17 protein-coding genes are annotated in these 18,846 nt (G+C 57.1%); 12 read left to right on the top strand and 5 right to left on the bottom strand.

The window, feature by feature from the left end; translation table 11 throughout:
- Positions 1-96 precede the first annotated feature (96 nt).
- Positions 97-2,529, bottom strand: a complete 2,433-nt coding sequence (locus UR289_RS19840) for a bifunctional aspartate kinase/homoserine dehydrogenase II (protein ID WP_032662744.1) — start codon at positions 2,527-2,529, stop codon at positions 97-99.
- A gap of 2 nt (positions 2,530-2,531) precedes the next feature.
- Positions 2,532-3,692 carry a cystathionine gamma-synthase gene (gene metB, locus UR289_RS19835; protein WP_320711385.1) on the bottom strand — a complete coding sequence of 387 codons (1,161 nt, stop codon included), beginning with the start codon at positions 3,690-3,692 and terminating at the stop codon, positions 2,532-2,534.
- Between the two features lie 276 nt (positions 3,693-3,968).
- On the opposite strand from metB, the gene metJ reads away from it, so the two are divergent.
- On the top strand, positions 3,969-4,286 hold the full coding sequence (gene metJ / locus UR289_RS19830) for a met regulon transcriptional regulator MetJ (protein WP_007369220.1): 318 nt from the start codon (positions 3,969-3,971) through the stop codon (positions 4,284-4,286).
- Positions 4,287-4,334: 48 nt separating this feature from the next.
- Here the strand turns inward: metJ and rpmE are convergent, their stop codons facing one another.
- Positions 4,335-4,547, bottom strand: coding sequence for a 50S ribosomal protein L31 (gene rpmE / locus UR289_RS19825; protein ID WP_003862040.1), 213 nt, complete (start codon positions 4,545-4,547; stop codon positions 4,335-4,337).
- A gap of 200 nt (positions 4,548-4,747) precedes the next feature.
- Between rpmE and priA the strand changes: the two genes are divergently transcribed.
- The 7 genes from priA to rraA all read left to right on the top strand — a co-directional run bounded on the left by priA (position 4,748) and on the right by rraA (position 12,707).
- Positions 4,748-6,943, top strand: a complete 2,196-nt coding sequence (gene priA / locus UR289_RS19820; RefSeq protein ID WP_320711383.1) for a primosomal protein N' — start codon at positions 4,748-4,750, stop codon at positions 6,941-6,943.
- Between the two features lie 119 nt (positions 6,944-7,062).
- Entirely contained in the window at positions 7,063-8,088 is a 1,026-nt protein-coding gene (cytR, locus tag UR289_RS19815) for a DNA-binding transcriptional regulator CytR (protein WP_320711381.1), read from the top strand.
- 93 nt (positions 8,089-8,181) lie between these two features.
- Positions 8,182-9,171, top strand: coding sequence for a cell division protein FtsN (gene ftsN, locus UR289_RS19810; protein ID WP_232938986.1), 990 nt, complete (start codon positions 8,182-8,184; stop codon positions 9,169-9,171).
- A gap of 94 nt (positions 9,172-9,265) precedes the next feature.
- The gene (gene hslV / locus UR289_RS19805; RefSeq protein WP_008501802.1) at positions 9,266-9,796 is read left to right on the top strand and encodes an ATP-dependent protease subunit HslV; all 531 of its coding nucleotides are present in this window, start codon (positions 9,266-9,268) and stop codon (positions 9,794-9,796) included.
- A 9-nt stretch (positions 9,797-9,805) separates the two neighbouring features.
- Positions 9,806-11,140, top strand: a complete 1,335-nt coding sequence (gene hslU, locus UR289_RS19800; protein ID WP_023309685.1) for an HslU--HslV peptidase ATPase subunit — start codon at positions 9,806-9,808, stop codon at positions 11,138-11,140.
- Between the two features lie 68 nt (positions 11,141-11,208).
- Complete coding sequence (gene menA / locus UR289_RS19795) at positions 11,209-12,129, top strand: 1,4-dihydroxy-2-naphthoate polyprenyltransferase (RefSeq protein WP_320711378.1); 921 nt, start codon at positions 11,209-11,211, stop codon at positions 12,127-12,129.
- A gap of 92 nt (positions 12,130-12,221) precedes the next feature.
- Positions 12,222-12,707, top strand: coding sequence for a ribonuclease E activity regulator RraA (gene rraA / locus UR289_RS19790; protein WP_032662736.1), 486 nt, complete (start codon positions 12,222-12,224; stop codon positions 12,705-12,707).
- Positions 12,708-13,293: 586 nt separating this feature from the next.
- Here rraA and zapB read toward each other — a convergent pair.
- Positions 13,294-13,533, bottom strand: coding sequence for a septal ring assembly protein ZapB (gene zapB, locus UR289_RS19785; RefSeq protein WP_010436935.1), 240 nt, complete (start codon positions 13,531-13,533; stop codon positions 13,294-13,296).
- Positions 13,534-13,932: 399 nt separating this feature from the next.
- On the opposite strand from zapB, the gene UR289_RS19780 reads away from it, so the two are divergent.
- The 4 genes from UR289_RS19780 (at position 13,933) to fpr (ending at position 18,316) form a co-directional block, all read left to right on the top strand.
- On the top strand, positions 13,933-14,778 hold the full coding sequence (locus tag UR289_RS19780) for an MIP/aquaporin family protein (protein ID WP_143347711.1): 846 nt from the start codon (positions 13,933-13,935) through the stop codon (positions 14,776-14,778).
- Between the two features lie 21 nt (positions 14,779-14,799).
- The gene (glpK, locus tag UR289_RS19775; protein WP_023309688.1) at positions 14,800-16,308 is read left to right on the top strand and encodes a glycerol kinase GlpK; all 1,509 of its coding nucleotides are present in this window, start codon (positions 14,800-14,802) and stop codon (positions 16,306-16,308) included.
- Between the two features lie 154 nt (positions 16,309-16,462).
- Positions 16,463-17,473, top strand: a complete 1,011-nt coding sequence (gene glpX / locus UR289_RS19770) for a class II fructose-bisphosphatase (RefSeq protein ID WP_045355537.1) — start codon at positions 16,463-16,465, stop codon at positions 17,471-17,473.
- A gap of 96 nt (positions 17,474-17,569) precedes the next feature.
- On the top strand, positions 17,570-18,316 hold the full coding sequence (gene fpr, locus UR289_RS19765; RefSeq protein WP_029739198.1) for a ferredoxin--NADP(+) reductase: 747 nt from the start codon (positions 17,570-17,572) through the stop codon (positions 18,314-18,316).
- Here the strand turns inward: fpr and UR289_RS19760 are convergent, their stop codons facing one another.
- Positions 18,317-18,736 (bottom strand): DUF805 domain-containing protein, encoded by a 420-nt coding sequence (locus UR289_RS19760; protein WP_023293600.1) that lies wholly within the window; start codon positions 18,734-18,736, stop codon positions 18,317-18,319.
- Positions 18,737-18,846 lie beyond the last annotated feature (110 nt).

Raw genomic sequence — 18,846 nt, 5'->3', positions numbered from 1 at the left:
TTGCTCAGGGAATATGAGGGAAATTCAGGATGAGGGTGAGTGCGGTCTGAGGCCCTCACCCTAACCCTCTCCCACAGGAAGAGGGAAATTCAGGCTTTACAGCAGCTTAGCCAGACGGTTGATGTCGGACTGAATGGCTCCAGCGGTGACATCGCGTCCCGCGCCAGGGCCGCGGATCACCAGCGGGTTATCGCGATACCAGCGGCTTTCGATGGCGAAGACGTTATCGCACGGCAGCAGCGCCGCCAGCGGATGTTCAGGACGCACCGCCTCGACGCCGACTCGCGCTTTTCCGTTGGCCTCGAAACGCGCCACGTAGCGCAGTACCAGCCCCATCTCGTTCGCCGCTTCCAGACGCTGTACCATCTGCTCGTTAAGCTCTTCACCATTTTCAAAGAAATGATCCACAGAACCTTCTTCACAGCCGGCAGGCACCAGCGATTCGACGCGTACGGCGTCCGGTTCGATGTCATAACCGGCTTCACGCGCCAGGATCACCAGCTTACGCATCACGTCTTTGCCGGAAAGGTCAACGCGCGGATCGGGCTCGGTTAAGCCCTGCTGCCACGCCTGATCCACCAGGTCGGTGAACGGTACGGTGCCGTCAAACTGCAGGAAAAGCCAGGAGAGCGTGCCGGAGAAGATACCGCTCAGCGCCAGAATGCTGTCGCCGCTTTCAATCAGGTCACGCACGGTGTGGTTAACCGGCAGGCCAGCCCCAACGGTGGCGTTATAGAGCCAGTGGCGCCCTGTTTTTTCAAACGCGTCGTGGATCTGGCGGTATTTATCGGTGCTGCTCGCCCCCGCCAGCTTGTTCGCACTGATGACGTGGAAACCGTGGCTGGCGAAATCCAGATACTGATCCGCAAGCTGTTCGCTTGCGGTAACGTCCAGCACCACCAGATCGTCATACGGGTGCGCGCGCATCCAGAGGAACAGCGACTCTTCATCCTGCTCAACCGCTTCATCATTAAAGAACGCAAGCGCGCGGCTGGCGTCCAGCCCTTCGTAGTTCAGGAGGCTGCGGCGGCTGTCCACCACGCCCGCGAGAATGAATTCGAATCCGGTACGCGCCGAGAGCGTCACCTGTTCGCGGGCGAACAGTTCCAGCCAGCGGGAACCGATGTTGCCTTTCCCGAACAGCACCAGGCCGATGCGCTTTTCCGCGCGGAACAGGGAGGTGTGCAGACCCTGAATCAGGCTCTCGGTTGGGCCTTTACGCAGGACGGCGACCAGGCTGATGCCCTCTTCCGACTGCCAGGTGAATTCCACCGGCTGGCCTTTCAGCTGCTGCCAGAAGCGGTGGCAGTGCAGCGGGTTACGGGTGACGCCCGCGCCCACCATCGCCACCAGCGCCAGCCCCTGACGCAGGCGAAGCTCGCCCGGCAGGCCCGCTTCATCCAGAATTTTCAGCGCGCTGTCCGCCACTTCCGCGGTATAGCAGAACTGCAGCAGCTGGCGATCGTTATGCACGCCAACGGCCAGCGGACGCACCTGGGCGCGTTTCAGGATCGTGTCGATATCTTTATGCGCCAGCTTGAAGTCCTGGCCCGCAGGCACCTGGAACTCAATCAGGCAGATGTCGTCGTGGCTGGTGACAATACGCGCCCCGGTACCGGACGCCAGCACGCGCTCAATGCGCGTGGAGCCTTGATCCGGGGTGTAACTGCAGCGCAGCTGGAGGTCGATATCGCTGCCGGAAACCGGCTGCAGCGTGCGCGCGTGCAGCACCGGCGCGGCCAGACGCGCCAGCTCGCTGGCTTCATCGAGACGCAGCAGCGGCAGCAGGCAGGCATCTTTCACTTTACGCGGGTCCGCGCTGTACACACCGGCCACGTCGCTCCAGATGGTGACGCGGGACACGCCCGCCAGGGCACCAATCTGCGTTGCCGAGTAGTCCGAACCGTTACGGCCCAGCAGCACGGTTTCGCCCGCGTTGCTGCGGCTGATAAAGCCGGTGACGACAATACGTTTGCCCGGGTGCTGCACCAGCAGCTGTTGCAGCAGCGGGTAGGACAACCCTTCATCCACCTGCGGCTGCGCGGCGCGTTCGGCGCGCAGGAAATCACGCGCGTCGAGCCAGGCCGCTTCCACGCCCAGGTGTTGCAGCACGGCGGCCATCAGGCGCGCGGACCACACTTCACCGTGGCCCACCACTTCGGCATACACCGCGTCGGTAATTCCGCTGTCCAGCAGGGCAGCCAGACGCTCAAGGTCATGCGTAAAGGCGCTGATCAGCCCGTCCGCAACGTCCGCAGGCAGCAAGCCGGCAATCAGCTCGCTCTGGTAACGGCGTAAGGACTGTTGCACCTGATGCGCAGAAAGGCGATCGGTCTGGCTCAGTTTCAGCCAGCTAATCAACTGGTTGGTGGTGCTGCCCGCCGCTGAGACAACCATCATGTCACCCGGCTGTGAATATTCCGTCATGATCCCTGCAACGCGCAGGTAACATTTCACATCAGCAAGACTACTACCACCAAACTTGTGCAGTTGACGACCCTTCGCCCCTGCCTGCGCTATCACACTCATGATTACCCCTTGGCTGCGATCCGGAAGGCATTTTCCAGATCGGCAATTAAATCTTCAGAATCTTCAATGCCGGTTGAGATACGCAGCAGCGTCTCAGAAATTCCGGCGGCGGCACGAGCTTCCGGTGCCATACCTGCGTGCGTCATGGTCGCGGCGTGGGAGATCAAGCTTTCAACCCCACCTAAGGATTCCGCCAGCGTAAACAATGACAGCCCGCTCAGGAAGCGACGCAGCGTTTGCTCGTCACCGTCCAGTTCAAAACTTAACATCGCGCCAAACCCTTTCTGCTGACGCGCGGCAATCTCGTACCCCTGATTTTCCGGCAGCGACGGGTGATAAAGCTTTTTCACCAGCGGCTGGGTTTTCAGGAAATCGACAATCGCCTGGGCATTGCGCTGCGCTACGTCCATGCGCGGCGACAGCGTGCGGATGCCGCGCAACAGCAGATAGCTGTCGAAGGCCCCCGCGGTGACGCCAATATTATTGGCCCACCATGCCAGTTCGGTGACAACGTCGGGATCTTTGGCAATCACCACGCCCGCCACCACATCAGAATGGCCGTTCAGATATTTAGTGCATGAATGCAATACCAGATCGGCACCCAGTGCGAGTGGGTTCTGAAGGGCCGGACTGAGGAACGTATTATCCACTACACTTATCGCTCCCGCATCCCTTGCGAGCTGACAAATTTTCGCAATATCGACAACGCGCAACAATGGATTGCTTGGACTTTCCACCAGAACCAGCTTCGGTTTCTCTTCCAGGGCCTGTTTCAGCGCCTGTTCGTCGTTTTGATCGACAAACAGGACGCGATAGCAGCCGCGTTTCGCCAGGCTGTCAAACAGGCGATAGCTGCCGCCGTAGCAGTCGTGCGGCGCGACCAGCAGATCGCCCGGTTTCAGGAACACCGTGGTCACCAGGTGAATGGCGGACATCCCCGTATTGGTTAATACTGCACCTGCGCCACCTTCCAGCTCGGCCAGCGCGCGCTGGGTCACGTCACGCGTAGGGTTGCCACGACGCGAATAATCATGCGCGCGGGGTTCATTAAATCCGGTGAAATTATAGGTACTGGAAAGATGAATCGGCGGGACAACGCAGCCGTACTGCTCGTCATCATTTAATCCGCTACGCACTGCAATAGTGGCCTGTTTACGCGTCATGGTGAGGGCTTCCTGGCGAATGAGGTGAAAAGTCAGGCACCAGAGTAAACACTGAAAGTATGGACGTCAATACATCTGGACATCTAAACTTCTTTGCGTATAGATTGAGCAATGCGCAAATAGCCGTTAAAATTATATGCTTTAGTGCACGCTGCAGCGGCAATATCCGTGCCACGGTATCGTCTCTACGGTAAACTAGACAAGATTGCGGTTCAAAACGGGTGGTTACAGGTTTTGCACCTTTAAATAAATGACTGAGAGGATTAAAGGTATCTCATGGCTGAATGGAGCGGCGAATATATCAGCCCATACGCTGAGCACGGTAAGAAGAGTGAGCAAGTAAAGAAAATTACGGTTTCCATTCCTCTGAAGGTGTTGAAGATCCTCACCGATGAACGTACGCGTCGTCAGGTGAACAACCTGCGCCACGCGACCAACAGCGAACTGCTGTGCGAAGCGTTTCTGCATGCGTTTACCGGTCAACCGTTGCCGAACGATGAAGATCTGCGCAAAGAGCGCAGTGATGAAATCCCGGAAGAGGCGAAGGTGATCATGCGTGAACTGGGTATTGACCCGGATACGTGGGAATACTGAGAAGCGGATACAAAAAAGGCACCTTGCGGTGCCTTTTTTTCGGGAAACTTATTTAGCGCCCGGGATGCTGAAACGCTTGTTGAAGCGGTCAACACGGCCACCGGTTGCAACGTCACGCTGCTTACCAGTGTAGAACGGGTGGCATTTGCCGCACACGTCCAGGTTCAGATCGTGACCCACGGTAGAGCGGATCTGGATAGAGTTACCGCAAGAACAGTTTGCAGTAATCATTTCGTATTTCGGGTGAATATCTTTTTTCATGGGAGAACCTCAGTTAAGGCCGCGTCGCTCTTCCAGCCCTAACGCCAGACACCACGCGATGTTGATTGTAAGTTCTTTGGCGTAAAGTACACCAAAGGCGGCGAATCATACAGAATTTGACCAACGTATGCAAACTGATCCGCACGCCGCTTTTACTAATGTGTATACTAACGCGCCACTTTTCAAGTCAGGAAGATTCGATGCCCGTCGCTCACGTTGCCCTGCCCGTTCCGCTTCCCCGCACCTTTGACTACCTGCTGCCCGACAGCATGAGCGCCAAAGCGGGCTGCCGCGTGACCGTGCCATTTGGCAAACAGCAGCGCGTGGGGATCGTCGTCTCCGTCAGCGATAAAAGCGAATTACCGCTTAACGAGCTGAAGTCGGTCGTTGAGGTGCTGGACAGCGAGCCGGTTTACTCCACCAGCACCTGGCGACTGCTGCTGTGGGCGGCGGATTATTATCATCACCCGATTGGCGACGTGCTGTTCCACGCCCTGCCCATCATGCTGCGCCAGGGCAAAAGCGCCAGCCATGCGCCGATGTGGTACTGGTTTGCCACCGAGCAGGGCCAGGCGGTGGACATCAACAGCCTGAAGCGATCGCAGAAACAGCAGCAGGCGCTGGCGGCGCTGCGTCAGGGAAAAATCTGGCGACATCAGGTCGACGAGCTTGAGGTCAGCGAAACGGCGCTACAGGCCTTAAGAAAGAAAGGGCTGAGCGAACTGGCCAGCGAAGCTCCCGCTCTTTACGACTGGCGGGTGAGTTTCTCCGTTTCAGGGGATCGCCTGCGTCTGAATACCGAGCAGGCCACCGCCGTGGGCGCGATTCATAGCGCCTCCGATCATTTCTCTGCCTGGCTGCTGGCGGGGGTCACCGGTTCCGGCAAGACCGAAGTCTACCTGAGCGTGCTGGAAAACGTGCTGGCTCAGGGCAAACAGGCGCTGGTGATGGTGCCGGAAATTGGCCTGACGCCGCAAACCATCGCCCGATTCCGCGAGCGCTTTAACGCGCCGGTTGAGGTGCTGCACTCCGGCCTGAACGACAGCGAACGCCTCAGCGCCTGGCTGAAAGCCAAAAACGGCGAAGCGGCGATTGTGATCGGCACCCGCTCGTCGCTGTTTACGCCGTTTAAAAATCTTGGCGTTATCGTGATCGACGAAGAGCACGACAGCTCCTATAAACAGCAGGAAGGCTGGCGCTATCACGCCCGCGATCTGGCGGTCTATCGCGCGCACAGTGAGCAGATTCCCATTATTCTCGGCTCCGCCACGCCTGCGCTCGAAACGCTGCACAACGTGCGCCAGCGTAAGTACCACATGCTGCGCCTGACGCGTCGGGCGGGGAATGCCCGTCCGGCCATTCAGCACGTGCTGGATCTGAAAGGTCAGCAGGTTCAGGCCGGGCTAGCGCCTGCATTGATTACCCGCATGCGCCAGCACCTGCAGGCGGGGAACCAGGTCATTCTGTTTCTGAACCGCCGCGGATTCGCCCCCGCCCTGCTGTGCCACGACTGCGGCTGGATTGCAGAGTGCCCGCGCTGCGACCACTACTATACCTTCCACCAGGCCCAGCGGCATTTGCGCTGCCACCACTGCGACAGCCAGCGCCCGGTGCCGCGCCAGTGCCCGTCGTGTGGTTCCACGCATATTGTGCCGGTCGGTCTGGGGACGGAACAGCTGGAACAGGCGCTTGGCCCCTTCTTCCCGGACGTGCCTATTTCGCGTATCGACCGGGACACCACCAGCCGCAAGGGCGCGCTGGAACAGCAGCTGGCGGAAGTGCATCGCGGCGGCGCGCGCATCCTGATTGGCACCCAGATGCTGGCGAAAGGCCACCACTTCCCGGACGTGACGCTTGTCGCCCTGCTGGACGTGGACGGCGCGCTGTTCTCGGCAGATTTCCGCTCAGCCGAGCGCTTCGCCCAGCTGTATACCCAGGTGGCAGGGCGCGCCGGTCGCGCCGGTAAACAGGGCGAAGTGGTGTTGCAAACGCACCATCCTGAGCACCCGCTGCTGCAAACCCTGCTGCATAAAGGCTATGACGCCTTTGCCGAGCAGGCGCTGGCCGAACGCCAGACCATGCAGCTGCCGCCGTGGACCAGCCACGTCATCATCCGCGCGGAAGATCACAATAACCAGCAGGCGCCGCTTTTCCTGCAGCAGCTGAGAAACCTCCTGCAGGCCAGCCCGCTGGTGGATAATCAGCTGTGGATCCTGGGCCCGGTGCCGGCACTCGCACCAAAGCGCGGCGGACGTTTCCGCTGGCAAATCTTACTTCAGCACCCCTCACGTGTTCGCCTGCAGCATATCGTCAGCGGCACGCTGGCGCTCATCAACACGCTGCCGGAAGCGCGAAAAGTGAAGTGGATACTGGACGTCGATCCCATTGAAGGCTGAAGACGGATCGAAAAATTTAACGCTCCTCACACTTTTTATGAAAATTCTGTAACCGATTCCATTAACTATCTGTAAAAATGGTGATGTCAGAAGTTCGGTGTTCAGGCGAGGAGAAGACGTTGAAGTCCAGGAAAGAGGTTGCACCGGCGACCATGAAAGACGTTGCCCAGAAAGCACAAGTCTCTACGGCAACGGTATCCCGCGCATTAATGAACCCGGATAAAGTCTCCCAGGCGACCCGTAACCGGGTAGAGCAGGCTGCGCTTGAAGTGGGTTATTTCCCACAGGCGATGGGGCGTAACGTTAAACGCAATGAGTCGCGCACCATTCTGGTGATTGTGCCGGATATCTGCGACCCCTTCTTCAGCGAGATTATCCGCGGTATTGAAGTCACCGCAGCGGAACAGGGTTACCTGGTGCTGATTGGCGACTGCGCTCACCAGAACCAGCAGGAAAAAACCTTCATCGATCTCATTATCACCAAGCAGATCGACGGCATGCTGCTGCTTGGCTCCCGCCTGCCGTTTGATGCCAGCATTGAAGAGCAGCGTAATTTACCGCCGATGGTGATGGCCAACGAGTTTGCGCCAGAGCTGGAGCTGCCGACGGTCCACATTGATAACCTCACCGCCGCGTTCAACGCCGTAAACTATCTCCAGGAGCTGGGGCATAAGCGCATTGGCTGTATTGCCGGGCCGGAAGAGATGCCGCTGTGTCATTATCGCTTGCAGGGCTACGTTCAGGCGCTGCGCCGTACCGGCGTCACCGTCGATCCGCACTACATTGCGCGCGGTGACTTTACCTTCGCCGCGGGTGGACAAGCGCTTGAGAAACTTCTGGACCTGCCTGAGCCGCCAACCGCCGTATTTTGTCACAGCGACGTGATGGCGCTGGGCGCATTGTCGTACGCCAAACGCCGCGGCCTTCGCATACCGAAAGATTTATCGATCATCGGATTCGATAATATTTCGCTTTCAGAATTTTGCGATCCGCCGCTCTCAACGGTCGCTCAGCCGCGCTACCAAATCGGCTGCGAAGCGATGCTCCTTCTGCTGGATCAGCTTCACGGTCAAACAGTTAGCAGCGGCTCGCGGTTGCTGGACTGCGAACTGATTGTCCGCGGCACTACCCAGGCATTGACTTAAAGTAAACGTCTTTCGGATACCCTTATCTGGTCAAAGCCCCGCCGCTTAAGTAACATGGCGGACTGACGAACGAATAAATACAGCGAAACGATAGTGGCACAACGAGATTATGTACGTCGCGGCCAGCCGGCACCTTCGCGACGCAAAAAGAGTAGCTCAAGGAAAAAGCAACGTAACCTGCCTGCTGTCTCGCCAGCAATGGTCGCTATTGCTGCGGCTGTAGTCGTCGCCTTTATTGGTGGCCTGTACTTCATCACGCACCATAAAAAAGAAGAGTCTGAGGCGCTTCAGGCCAGTAAAGTTGCCGGAAATGGCCTTCCTCCGAAGCCTGAAGAGCGCTGGAGGTATATCAAAGAGCTGGAAAGCCGTCAGCCCGGGGTGCGTGCGCCAACCGAACCTTCTGCGGGTGGTGAAGTGCAGAATGCGAATCAGCTGACGGATGAACAGCGTCAGCTGCTGGCCCAAATGCAGGCCGATATGCGCCAGCAGCCTACGCAGCTGAACGAAGTACCGTGGAATGAGCAGACGCCAGCACAGCGCCAGCAAACGCTGCAGCGACGTCAGGCGCAACAGCAGATCCAGCAACAGCAGCAGTGGGCGCAAACCCAGCCGGTGCAGCAGCCGAAAGCACAGCCGCGGGTAACGGAACAGCCATACCAGCAGCAGACGCGTACGGCGCAGTCTCAGCCTGTCCAGCAGCAGCCGAAAACGCAGCCGCAGAAACAGGCGGCTCAGCCGTATCAGGATCTGCTCCAGACGCCAGCGCATACCACCGCGCAGCAGCCGAAAACGCAGCAGGCCGCGCCGGTGACCAAAGAGACCGAAGCGCCGAAGCAGACGGCTGAGAAAAAAGACGAGCGCCGCTGGATGGTACAGTGCGGTTCGTTCAAAGGCGCAGAGCAGGCGGAAACGGTACGTGCTCAGCTGGCCTTTGAAGGGTTTGATTCGCGTATTACCACCAATAACGGCTGGAATCGCGTGGTGATTGGTCCGGTCAAAGGCAAAGAAAATGCCGATGGCACCATTTCTCGTTTGAAAATCGCCGGCCACACAAACTGCATTCGACTCGCCTCCGGGGGTTGAAACCCCCGAAATCCCCCCCATCTATCATTTAATTCAGCCCTGAGCACAGGCTCAGGGCTTCTGTTTCCCGATTCTGTAACCAGGGGGTCTGCTCGTGACAACAATAGTAAGTGTACGCCGTAACGGCCATGTGGTAATCGCCGGTGATGGCCAGGCCACGCTGGGTAATACCGTCATGAAAGGCAACGTGAAGAAAGTGCGCCGCCTCTACAACGACAAAGTGATCGCCGGTTTTGCAGGCGGCACGGCGGACGCCTTCACGCTGTTTGAACTGTTTGAACGCAAACTGGAAATGCACCAGGGTCATCTGGTGAAAGCTGCCGTTGAGCTGGCGAAAGACTGGCGTACCGACCGCATGCTGCGCAAGCTCGAAGCGCTGCTGGCCGTGGCCGATGAAACCGCCTCGCTGATCATCACCGGTAACGGTGACGTCATTCAGCCGGAAAATGACCTGATTGCCATCGGCTCTGGCGGCCCTTATGCCCAGGCTGCAGCCCGCGCGCTGTTGGAAAATACCGACATGAATGCGCGTGATATCGCGGTGAAGGCGTTGGATATTGCAGGTGATATCTGCATTTATACCAACCACAACCACACCATCGAAGAATTGACCTCCAAAGCGTAAGGATCTCCCATGTCTGAAATGACCCCACGCGAAATTGTCAGCGAACTGAACAAACACATTATCGGCCAGGATAACGCCAAGCGTTCGGTGGCTATCGCCCTGCGTAACCGCTGGCGTCGTATGCAGCTTGATGAAGAGCTGCGCCACGAAGTGACGCCGAAAAACATTCTGATGATCGGCCCGACCGGCGTCGGTAAAACCGAAATCGCCCGTCGTCTGGCGAAGCTGGCTAACGCGCCGTTCATCAAGGTTGAAGCCACCAAGTTCACCGAAGTGGGCTATGTGGGTAAAGAAGTGGACTCCATCATCCGCGATCTGACCGACTCGGCGATCAAGATGGTGCGCGTCCAGGCGATCGAGAAAAACCGCTATCGCGCGGAAGAGATGGCCGAAGAGCGCATTCTCGACGTGCTGATTCCACCGGCAAAAAACAACTGGGGCCAGGCAGAGCAGCAGGCGGAACCATCCGCGGCGCGCCAGGCATTCCGCAAAAAACTGCGTGAAGGCCAGCTGGACGACAAAGAGATTGAGATCGATCTCGCTGCCGCGCCAATGGGTGTGGAAATCATGGCGCCTCCGGGCATGGAAGAGATGACCAGCCAGCTGCAGTCCATGTTCCAGAACCTGGGCGGCCAGAAGCAGAAAGCGCGTAAGCTGAAAATCAAAGACGCGATGAAGCTGCTGATTGAAGAAGAAGCGGCGAAGCTGGTAAACCCGGAAGAGCTGAAGCAGGACGCTATCGACGCGGTTGAGCAGCACGGTATCGTGTTTATCGACGAAATCGACAAAATTTGTAAGCGCGGCGGCAACAGCTCCGGCCCGGACGTGTCCCGCGAAGGCGTTCAGCGCGACCTGCTGCCGCTGGTTGAAGGCTGCACCGTCTCCACCAAGCACGGCATGGTGAAAACGGACCACATCCTGTTTATCGCTTCCGGTGCGTTCCAGGTTGCCAGCCCGTCGGATCTGATCCCCGAACTGCAGGGGCGTCTGCCAATTCGCGTTGAGCTGCAGGCGCTTACTACCGAAGATTTCGAACGTATCCTGACCGAGCCAAACGCCTCTGCTACCGTACAGTACAAAGCGCTGATGGCGACCGAAGGCGTGAACCTCGAGTTCACCGAAGACGGTATCAAGCGTATTGCCCAAGCCGCATGGCAGGTCAACGAAACCACCGAGAACATCGGTGCGCGTCGCCTGCATACCGTGCTGGAACGCCTGGTTGAAGATATCTCTTATGACGCGAGCGACCTTAACGGTCAAACCGTTACCATTGACGCAGAATATGTGAGTAAACATCTGGATGCGTTAGTGGCAGATGAAGATCTGAGCCGTTTTATCCTATAATCGCGGTTACTGGATTCTCATCACGTTTAATGGGGGCTAATGCCCCCATTTTTATTGGCTAAATACTTATGACTGACATCAGCCGTACTCAGGCGTGGCTCGAAAGTCTGCGCCCTAAAACGCTTCCTCTGGCCTTTGCCGCAATTATCGTCGGCACCGCCCTTGCCTGGTGGCAGGGTTATTTTGATCCGCTGGTCGCCGCGCTGGCACTGATTACCGCCGGCCTGCTGCAAATTCTCTCCAATCTCGCCAACGACTACGGCGACGCGGTAAAGGGCAGCGATAAGCCGGACCGCATAGGGCCACTGCGCGGAATGCAGAAAGGGGTGATTACCCAGGCGCAGATGAAACGCGCGCTGATTATCACCGTAGCGCTGATCTGCGTATCCGGCCTGGCGCTGGTGACGGTGGCGTCTAAGACCACCAGCGATTTCATTGGCTTCCTGGTGCTGGGTTTACTGGCCATTATCGCGGCCATCACCTACACCGTCGGCACGCGTCCTTACGGTTATATTGGGCTCGGGGATATCTCCGTACTGATGTTCTTCGGCTGGCTGAGCGTGATGGGAAGCTGGTACCTGCAGGCGCATACGGTGATCCCTGCCCTTTTCCTGCCCGCGACCGCCTGCGGTCTGCTGGCGACGGCGGTGCTCAACATCAACAACCTGCGCGACATCGACAGCGATCGCGAGAACGGCAAAAATACCCTGGCGGTTCGTCTGGGACCGGTTAATGCGCGCCGCTATCATGCCTGCCTGCTCATTGGCGCGCTGGTTTGCCTGGCGCTGTTTAACCTGATTTCCTTGCAGAGTTTATGGGGCTGGCTGTTTGTGCTTGCCGCGCCGCTGCTGATTAAGCAGGCCCGCTTTGTGATGCGTGAAATCAGCCCGTCCGCCATGCCGCCGATGCTGGAACGCACGGTAAAAGGCGCGTTGCTGACTAACCTGTTGTTCGTCATCGGGATTGTTTTAAGCCAGACGCTGCGTTAGCTGACAAATATCAATTAACAATTGATGATTTTGCCAACAACGCATTTCGCACGATATACTGAACACATTCGCAGCAACTGAGCGTTAAACCTATGAAATACGATACCTCCGAGCTTTGTGACATCTACCAGGAAGATGTCAACGTCGTTGAACCGCTGTTCTCCAACTTTGGTGGGAGGTCGTCGTTTGGCGGTCAAATCGTCACGGTGAAATGTTTCGAGGACAACGGGTTGCTGTACGATCTGCTCGAACAGAATGGCCGCGGCCGCGTTCTTGTGGTCGACGGCGGCGGTTCCGTGCGCCGTGCATTAATTGATGCTGAACTGGCCGGCATTGCCGTCCAGAATGAGTGGGAAGGCCTTGTGGTGTACGGTTCCGTGCGTCAGGTGGACGATCTGGAAGACCTGGATATCGGGATTCAGGCCATCGCGGCCATACCGGTAGGGGCAGCGGGTGACGGCATCGGCGAAAGCGACGTGCGCGTCAATTTCGGCGGCGTGACCTTCTTCTCCGGGGACCATCTCTACGCCGATAATACCGGTATTATCCTGTCGGAAGACGCGCTGGATATCGAGTAGTAAAAAGTCAGCGAGAACCATAAAAAAACCGCCAACAGCAATGTGGCGGTTTTTTTGTCCCCTCAGGATTCGCGGTCCGTTGGGAAGTTTTGCAGACTAACACCAGGGAGTTTCATCATACTCTCGTCCAAGCCTTGGGCAACCCCTCAGAACCTTTATAAAATCCTAATTGTCTATGAATACCTTAACTCCACGGTTGATGCTCATTATGATGAAGCGTCCCTTTCCGCCATCTCGCAAATGGGCATCGGTCCAGGGAAAGGTGTATTCACTACCGTAAAGCAGGCTAACACCAGGGCTTGTGTCCACCGACTTATCACCGGTGGTGAACGGTGGAGCGGTTAGCTGCAGGGACCGCATAATGAAACGCTATTTATGTATCGCGTTCATTGTCGCCAGCGTACTCGTTGTAAAGAGTGATGAACCCAATGTGTTCGTTGCTTTTGCTATGACAGCGCAGGACAAGTAGCGTTAAGGCCGCCTTTGGCGGCCTTTTTTATGGTGATCGCCGACTGACATCAAACCATAAAAAAAGCCGGGTGGCGGCTTCGCCTTACCCGGCCTGTTCAGTTCATCCCAATGGGAATTAAACCTCTTCCATACGTCCCAGCAGCGCCTGCAGGCGATCCTGCCAGCCGTTCTGCTGTTCGCGCAGCTGGTTGTTTTCGCGCTCCAGCTCTTCGCGGCCGTGCTGAGCGTTCTGAACTTCCTGCGCCAGGCTGTTGTTCTTTTCTTTCAGCTCTTCAATTTCCATCTGCAGCAGGGTGATGGTGTCAATCGCCTGCTGTACTTTCGATTCCAGTTTCTCAAACACTTCTAAAGACATGATGCTACCTCTCCTGAATTGCAAGGCGACGCTTTAACATAAACGCGCACGACATATACCGTCGATTGTATGGAGCGCGGCGCTCTGTGTCCAGCGACACACCGCGCAGATCGCGGTTTGCAACACTTTTAGGTCTGGTCCTGGTGTGTTCGCATCATATACCCCTAAATTGTTAACTGATTCGTTAATGAAATGATTCAGCTCACATTCCTGTACTGATGCAAAAATGTGCTTTATGGCGCGAAAACGCTCATTTTATTGACACAGACCACACATTTTGATTTCGATATTTCTCGTTTTTGCTCGTTAACGATAAATTAACACTATGTCTACAGGGCATCGTGGCTGTCACGGGCGGCCATGCTAACAATAAACATCAATTTCTTCAGGATTCCGATTATGAGTCAGACATCAACCTTAAAAGGCCAGTGCATTGCCGAGTTCCTTGGTACCGGGTTGTTGATATTCTTCGGAGTGGGCTGTGTCGCTGCACTGAAAGTGGCGGGTGCCAGTTTTGGTCAGTGGGAAATCAGTATCATCTGGGGTCTGGGCGTGGCGATGGCCATCTACCTGACTGCAGGGGTTTCTGGTGCACATCTTAACCCGGCGGTGACAATCGCACTGTGGCTGTTCGCGTGCTTCGACGGACGCAAAGTTGTTCCTTTCATTCTTTCTCAGTTTGCCGGCGCGTTTTGCGCAGCGGCGTTAGTTTACGGGCTTTATTACAATCTTTTCATCGACTTCGAACAGACGCATCATATGGTACGCGGCAGCGTCGAAAGTCTGGATCTGGCAGGCATCTTCTCAACCTACCCTAACCCGCATATTAATTTTGTGCAGGCGTTCGCAGTTGAAATGGTGATTACCGCTATTCTGATGGGCGTTATCCTGGCGCTGACCGACGACGGAAACGGCATTCCGCGCGGCCCGCTGGCACCCCTGCTGATTGGTTTGCTGATTGCGGTAATTGGCGCATCCATGGGCCCGCTGACCGGATTCGCGATGAACCCGGCACGTGATATCGGACCAAAAGCCTTCGCCTTTATCGCTGGCTGGGGCGACGTCGCCTTCACCGGTGGCAAAGATATTCCTTACTTCCTGGTACCGATGTTTGCGCCGGTTGTCGGGGCTGCGCTGGGTGCGTTTAGCTACCGCAAATTAATTGGTCGCCACTTACCGTGCGACACCTGTGTGGAAGAGGAGAAGGAAACGACTTCTACCGCACAACAAAAAGCTTCGCTGTAATCTGACTACGGGACACATACCATGACCGAAAAAAAATATATCGTTGCGCTCGACCAGGGCACTACCAGCTCCCGCGCTGTCGTAATGGATCATGACGCGAACATCGTCAGCGTGTCACAGCGCGAATTTGAGCAAATTTATCCTCGTCCAGGCTGGGTAGAACACGACCCAATGGAGATTTGGGCATCGCAAAGCTCCACGCTGGTCGAAGTGCTGGCGAAAGCCGATATCAGTTCCGACGAGATTGCCGCGATTGGTATTACCAACCAGCGTGAAACGACGATTGTCTGGGAACGCGAAACCGGTAAGCCCATTTACAACGCTATCGTCTGGCAGTGCCGCCGTACATCCGAGATCTGCGAACAGCTGAAGCGCGACGGTATGGAAGAGTACGTGCGCAGCGCCACCGGTCTGGTGGTTGACCCGTATTTCTCCGGCACCAAAGTGAAATGGATCCTCGACCACGTGGAAGGTTCACGCGAGCGTGCAAAACGCGGCGAGCTGCTGTTCGGTACCGTCGATACCTGGCTTATCTGGAAGATGACCCAGGGACGCGTTCACGTGACCGACTACACCAACGCCTCGCGTACCATGCTGTTCAACATCAACACCCTTGAGTGGGATGACAAGATGCTGGACGCGCTGGACATTCCGCGCGCGATGCTGCCTGAAGTGCGTAAGTCTTCCGAAGTGTACGGCCAGACCAACATCGGCGGTAAAGGCGGCACCCGTATTCCTATCGCCGGTATCGCCGGTGACCAGCAGGCGGCGCTGTTCGGCCAGCTGTGCGTCAAGGAAGGGATGGCGAAGAATACCTACGGCACCGGCTGCTTTATGCTGATGAACACCGGCGAGAAAGCGGTGAAATCAGAAAACGGCCTGTTGACCACCATCGCCTGCGGCCCGCGCGGCGAAGTGAACTATGCGCTGGAAGGTGCGGTGTTCATGGCGGGTGCATCCATTCAGTGGCTGCGCGACGAGATGAAGCTGATCAGCGATGCGTTCGACTCCGAGTACTTCGCGACCAAAGTGAAAGACACCAACGGCGTGTACGTGGTGCCTGCGTTCACCGGTCTGGGCGCACCGTACTGGGATCCGTATGCACGCGGCGCAATTTTCGGCCTGACGCGCGGTGTGAACTCTAACCACATTATTCGCGCTACTCTCGAATCCATCGCCTACCAGACGCGCGACGTGCTGGAAGCGATGCAGGCTGACTCCGGCATTCGTCTGCACGCCCTGCGCGTGGACGGCGGTGCGGTAGCGAATAACTTCCTGATGCAGTTCCAGTCCGACATTCTCGGCACCCGCGTTGAGCGCCCTGAAGTGCGTGAAGTGACGGCGCTGGGCGCGGCGTACCTTGCCGGTCTGGCGGTAGGCTTCTGGCAGAACCTGGACGAGCTGCAGGAAAAAGCGGTTATCGAACGCGAATTCCGCCCGGGCATCGAAACCACCGAGCGTAACTTCCGCTACAGCGGCTGGAAAAAAGCGGTGAAACGCGCCCTGGCGTGGGAAGAGCACGAAGAGTAATCCCCCTCACCCCGGCCCTCTCCCCAAAGGGGAGAGGGTGTTTTAAGTCCCCTCGCCCCTTTGGGGAGAGGGTTAGGGTGAGGGGAGTACAGACCGCACCTTACCCACTCTGTGATAAACTTCGTGCAATTCCTTTTGATTGCACGAGTACCTTATGAAACGTGAACTTGCTATCGAGTTTTCCCGCGTCACCGAAGCGGCCGCCCTTGCAGGCTATAAATGGCTGGGCCGTGGCGACAAAAATACCGCAGACGGCGCAGCCGTCCATGCCATGCGTATTGTACTTAACCAGGTCAACATTGACGGCACCATCGTGATCGGCGAAGGCGAGATCGACGAAGCGCCGATGCTCTACATCGGTGAAAAAGTCGGTACCGGCAAAGGCGATGCCGTGGATATCGCGGTTGACCCGATCGAAGGCACCCGCATGACGGCGATGGGTCAGGCCAATGCGTTAGCGGTGCTGGCCGTCGGCGATAAGGGCTGCTTCCTGAACGCGCCGGACATGTACATGGAAAAGCTGATTGTCGGTCCAGGCGCGAAGGGCGCAATCGACCTTAGCCTGCCGCTGGAAGAGAACCTGCAAAACATCGCCAAAGCCCTGGGCAAACCCCTTAGCGAACTTACCGTGACGATTCTGGCGAAACCGCGTCACGACGCCACCATCGCGCAGATGCAAAAGCTCGGCGTGCGCGTGTTTGCTATCCCTGACGGTGACGTTGCCGCCTCGATCCTGACCTGCATGCCGGACAGCGAAGTCGACGTGCTCTACGGCATCGGTGGCGCGCCGGAAGGTGTGGTCTCCGCGGCAGTGATCCGCGCGCTGGATGGCGATATGCAGGCCCGTCTACTGCCCCGCCATGAGGTGAAAGGCGACAGCGAAGAGAACCGCCGTATCGGGGAAAACGAGCTGGCGCGCTGCGAAGCGATGGGCATCGAGGCCAATAAAGTGCTGGCTCTGGACGAGATGGCGCGTAGCGATAACGTTGTCTTCTCGGCGACCGGCATCACCAAAGGCGATCTGCTGGACGGCATCACCCGCAAGGGCAATATGGCCACCACTGAAACACTGCTGATTCGCGGTAAATCACGCACCATTCGCCGCATCCAGTCTATCCACTATCTCGACCGCAAAGACCCGGACGTGCAGACGCACATTCTGTAAAACCGTTTGATCGATAGAGCTTTCCGGCCCTGACGGGCTGGAAATTGTCACCACAAGTACGGAAGATAGAACAGAGAAACAGCACAGGAGAAGATCATGGCGGACTGGGTAACAGGTAAAGTCACAAAGGTACAGTTCTGGACCGATGCGCTATTTAGTCTCACCGTACATGCTCCCGTTCACCCGTTTAAAGCCGGGCAATTTGCGAAGCTGGGGCTGGACGTCGACGGCGAGCGCGTGCAGCGCGCCTACTCTTACGTTAACGCGCCTGATAACCCGGATCTCGAGTTCTATCTGGTCACCGTTCCTGACGGTAAGCTCAGCCCGCGCCTTGCCGCCCTTAAGCCCGGCGACGAGGTGCAAATTGTGAGTGAAGCAGCAGGCTTCTTTGTGCTCGAAGAGATCCCTGACTGCGACACGCTCTGGATGCTGGCAACCGGTACGGCCATCGGCCCTTATCTCTCTATTTTGCAGTACGGCAAAGATCTGGAGCGCTTTAAAAACATCGTGCTGGTTCACGCTGCGCGCTACGCCGCAGACCTGAGCTATTTGCCGCAAATGCAGGCGCTTGAACAGCAGTACGGCGGGAAGTTAAAGATTCAGACGGTGGTCAGCCGTGAAACCGTAGCAGGAGCGCTTACCGGCCGCGTGCCGGCGTTAATTGAGAGTGGAGCCCTGGAAGACGCGGTGGGTTTGCCGCTGAACGCTGAAACCAGCCACGTCATGCTGTGCGGCAACCCCCAGATGGTGCGGGACACGCAGCAGCTTCTGAAGGATACCCGGCAGATGACGAAACATCTTCGCCGCCGACCGGGCCATATGACCGCCGAACACTACTGGTGATCAGCGGTATTTCACCTCGACGGTATCTTTACCGTATTTATTTTCGCTCTGGGTGCCAATAAACGCGCCCAGATCGACAATCATCATCACGAAGATGACCGACGGCAGCAGCCTGCCCACAACCCACGGCAGGATGGACGGCAGCATCGCCCAGTTTCCCGCCACCAGCATCCACGCCAGAATAATCAGAAATGCCCACGCGCCGGAACGCCCGCGATCGTGCAGCCGTTTTACGACAACCGCCGCCGTTGGCCATAGCAGGCAGACCAGCGCGAAGGCCGCCGTTTGCGTGCTCAGCCAGGCGTTGTAAGCCACGAAAAACAGAAGCAGCATGGCGACAACCCACGTCACCATCCAGATCCAGAAATCACGGCGTCCAATACGCCCTTTGAATGAAAACAGCCACTGCTGTATGGTCATGTAAGGTTCCTTATTATCGTATAGCGCGTATTTTACCCTGGAGTTGTGACCTTTTGACAAGCCGACCAGATATCGTTTTAATCATGAGCACTTACGGCCAGGGGCAATGT

The organism is Enterobacter sp. 302C9 (assembly GCF_034106085.1).
GTDB lineage: Bacteria > Pseudomonadota > Gammaproteobacteria > Enterobacterales > Enterobacteriaceae > Enterobacter > Enterobacter asburiae_B.
The sequence above is the reverse complement of the archived record's forward strand: the minus strand, read 5'-3'. Positions and strand labels throughout refer to the sequence as shown.

Bases quoted from the DNA above. Each gene is read 5' to 3' on its own strand.
- UR289_RS19760 (WP_023293600.1), bottom strand. From the start codon at position 18,736: ATGACCATACAGCAGTGGCTGTTTTCATTCAAAGGGCGTATTGGACGC.
- rpmE (WP_003862040.1), bottom strand. From the start codon at position 4,547: ATGAAAAAAGATATTCACCCGAAATACGAAATGATTACTGCAAACTGT.
- metJ (WP_007369220.1), top strand. From the start codon at position 3,969: ATGGCTGAATGGAGCGGCGAATATATCAGCCCATACGCTGAGCACGGT.
- UR289_RS19780 (WP_143347711.1), top strand. From the start codon at position 13,933: ATGAGTCAGACATCAACCTTAAAAGGCCAGTGCATTGCCGAGTTCCTT.
- glpK (WP_023309688.1), top strand. From the start codon at position 14,800: ATGACCGAAAAAAAATATATCGTTGCGCTCGACCAGGGCACTACCAGC.
- glpX (WP_045355537.1), top strand. From the start codon at position 16,463: ATGAAACGTGAACTTGCTATCGAGTTTTCCCGCGTCACCGAAGCGGCC.
- menA (WP_320711378.1), top strand. From the start codon at position 11,209: ATGACTGACATCAGCCGTACTCAGGCGTGGCTCGAAAGTCTGCGCCCT.
- hslU (WP_023309685.1), top strand. From the start codon at position 9,806: ATGTCTGAAATGACCCCACGCGAAATTGTCAGCGAACTGAACAAACAC.
- UR289_RS19840 (WP_032662744.1), bottom strand. From the start codon at position 2,529: ATGAGTGTGATAGCGCAGGCAGGGGCGAAGGGTCGTCAACTGCACAAG.
- zapB (WP_010436935.1), bottom strand. From the start codon at position 13,533: ATGTCTTTAGAAGTGTTTGAGAAACTGGAATCGAAAGTACAGCAGGCG.
- priA (WP_320711383.1), top strand. From the start codon at position 4,748: ATGCCCGTCGCTCACGTTGCCCTGCCCGTTCCGCTTCCCCGCACCTTT.
- fpr (WP_029739198.1), top strand. From the start codon at position 17,570: ATGGCGGACTGGGTAACAGGTAAAGTCACAAAGGTACAGTTCTGGACC.
- rraA (WP_032662736.1), top strand. From the start codon at position 12,222: ATGAAATACGATACCTCCGAGCTTTGTGACATCTACCAGGAAGATGTC.
- metB (WP_320711385.1), bottom strand. From the start codon at position 3,692: ATGACGCGTAAACAGGCCACTATTGCAGTGCGTAGCGGATTAAATGAT.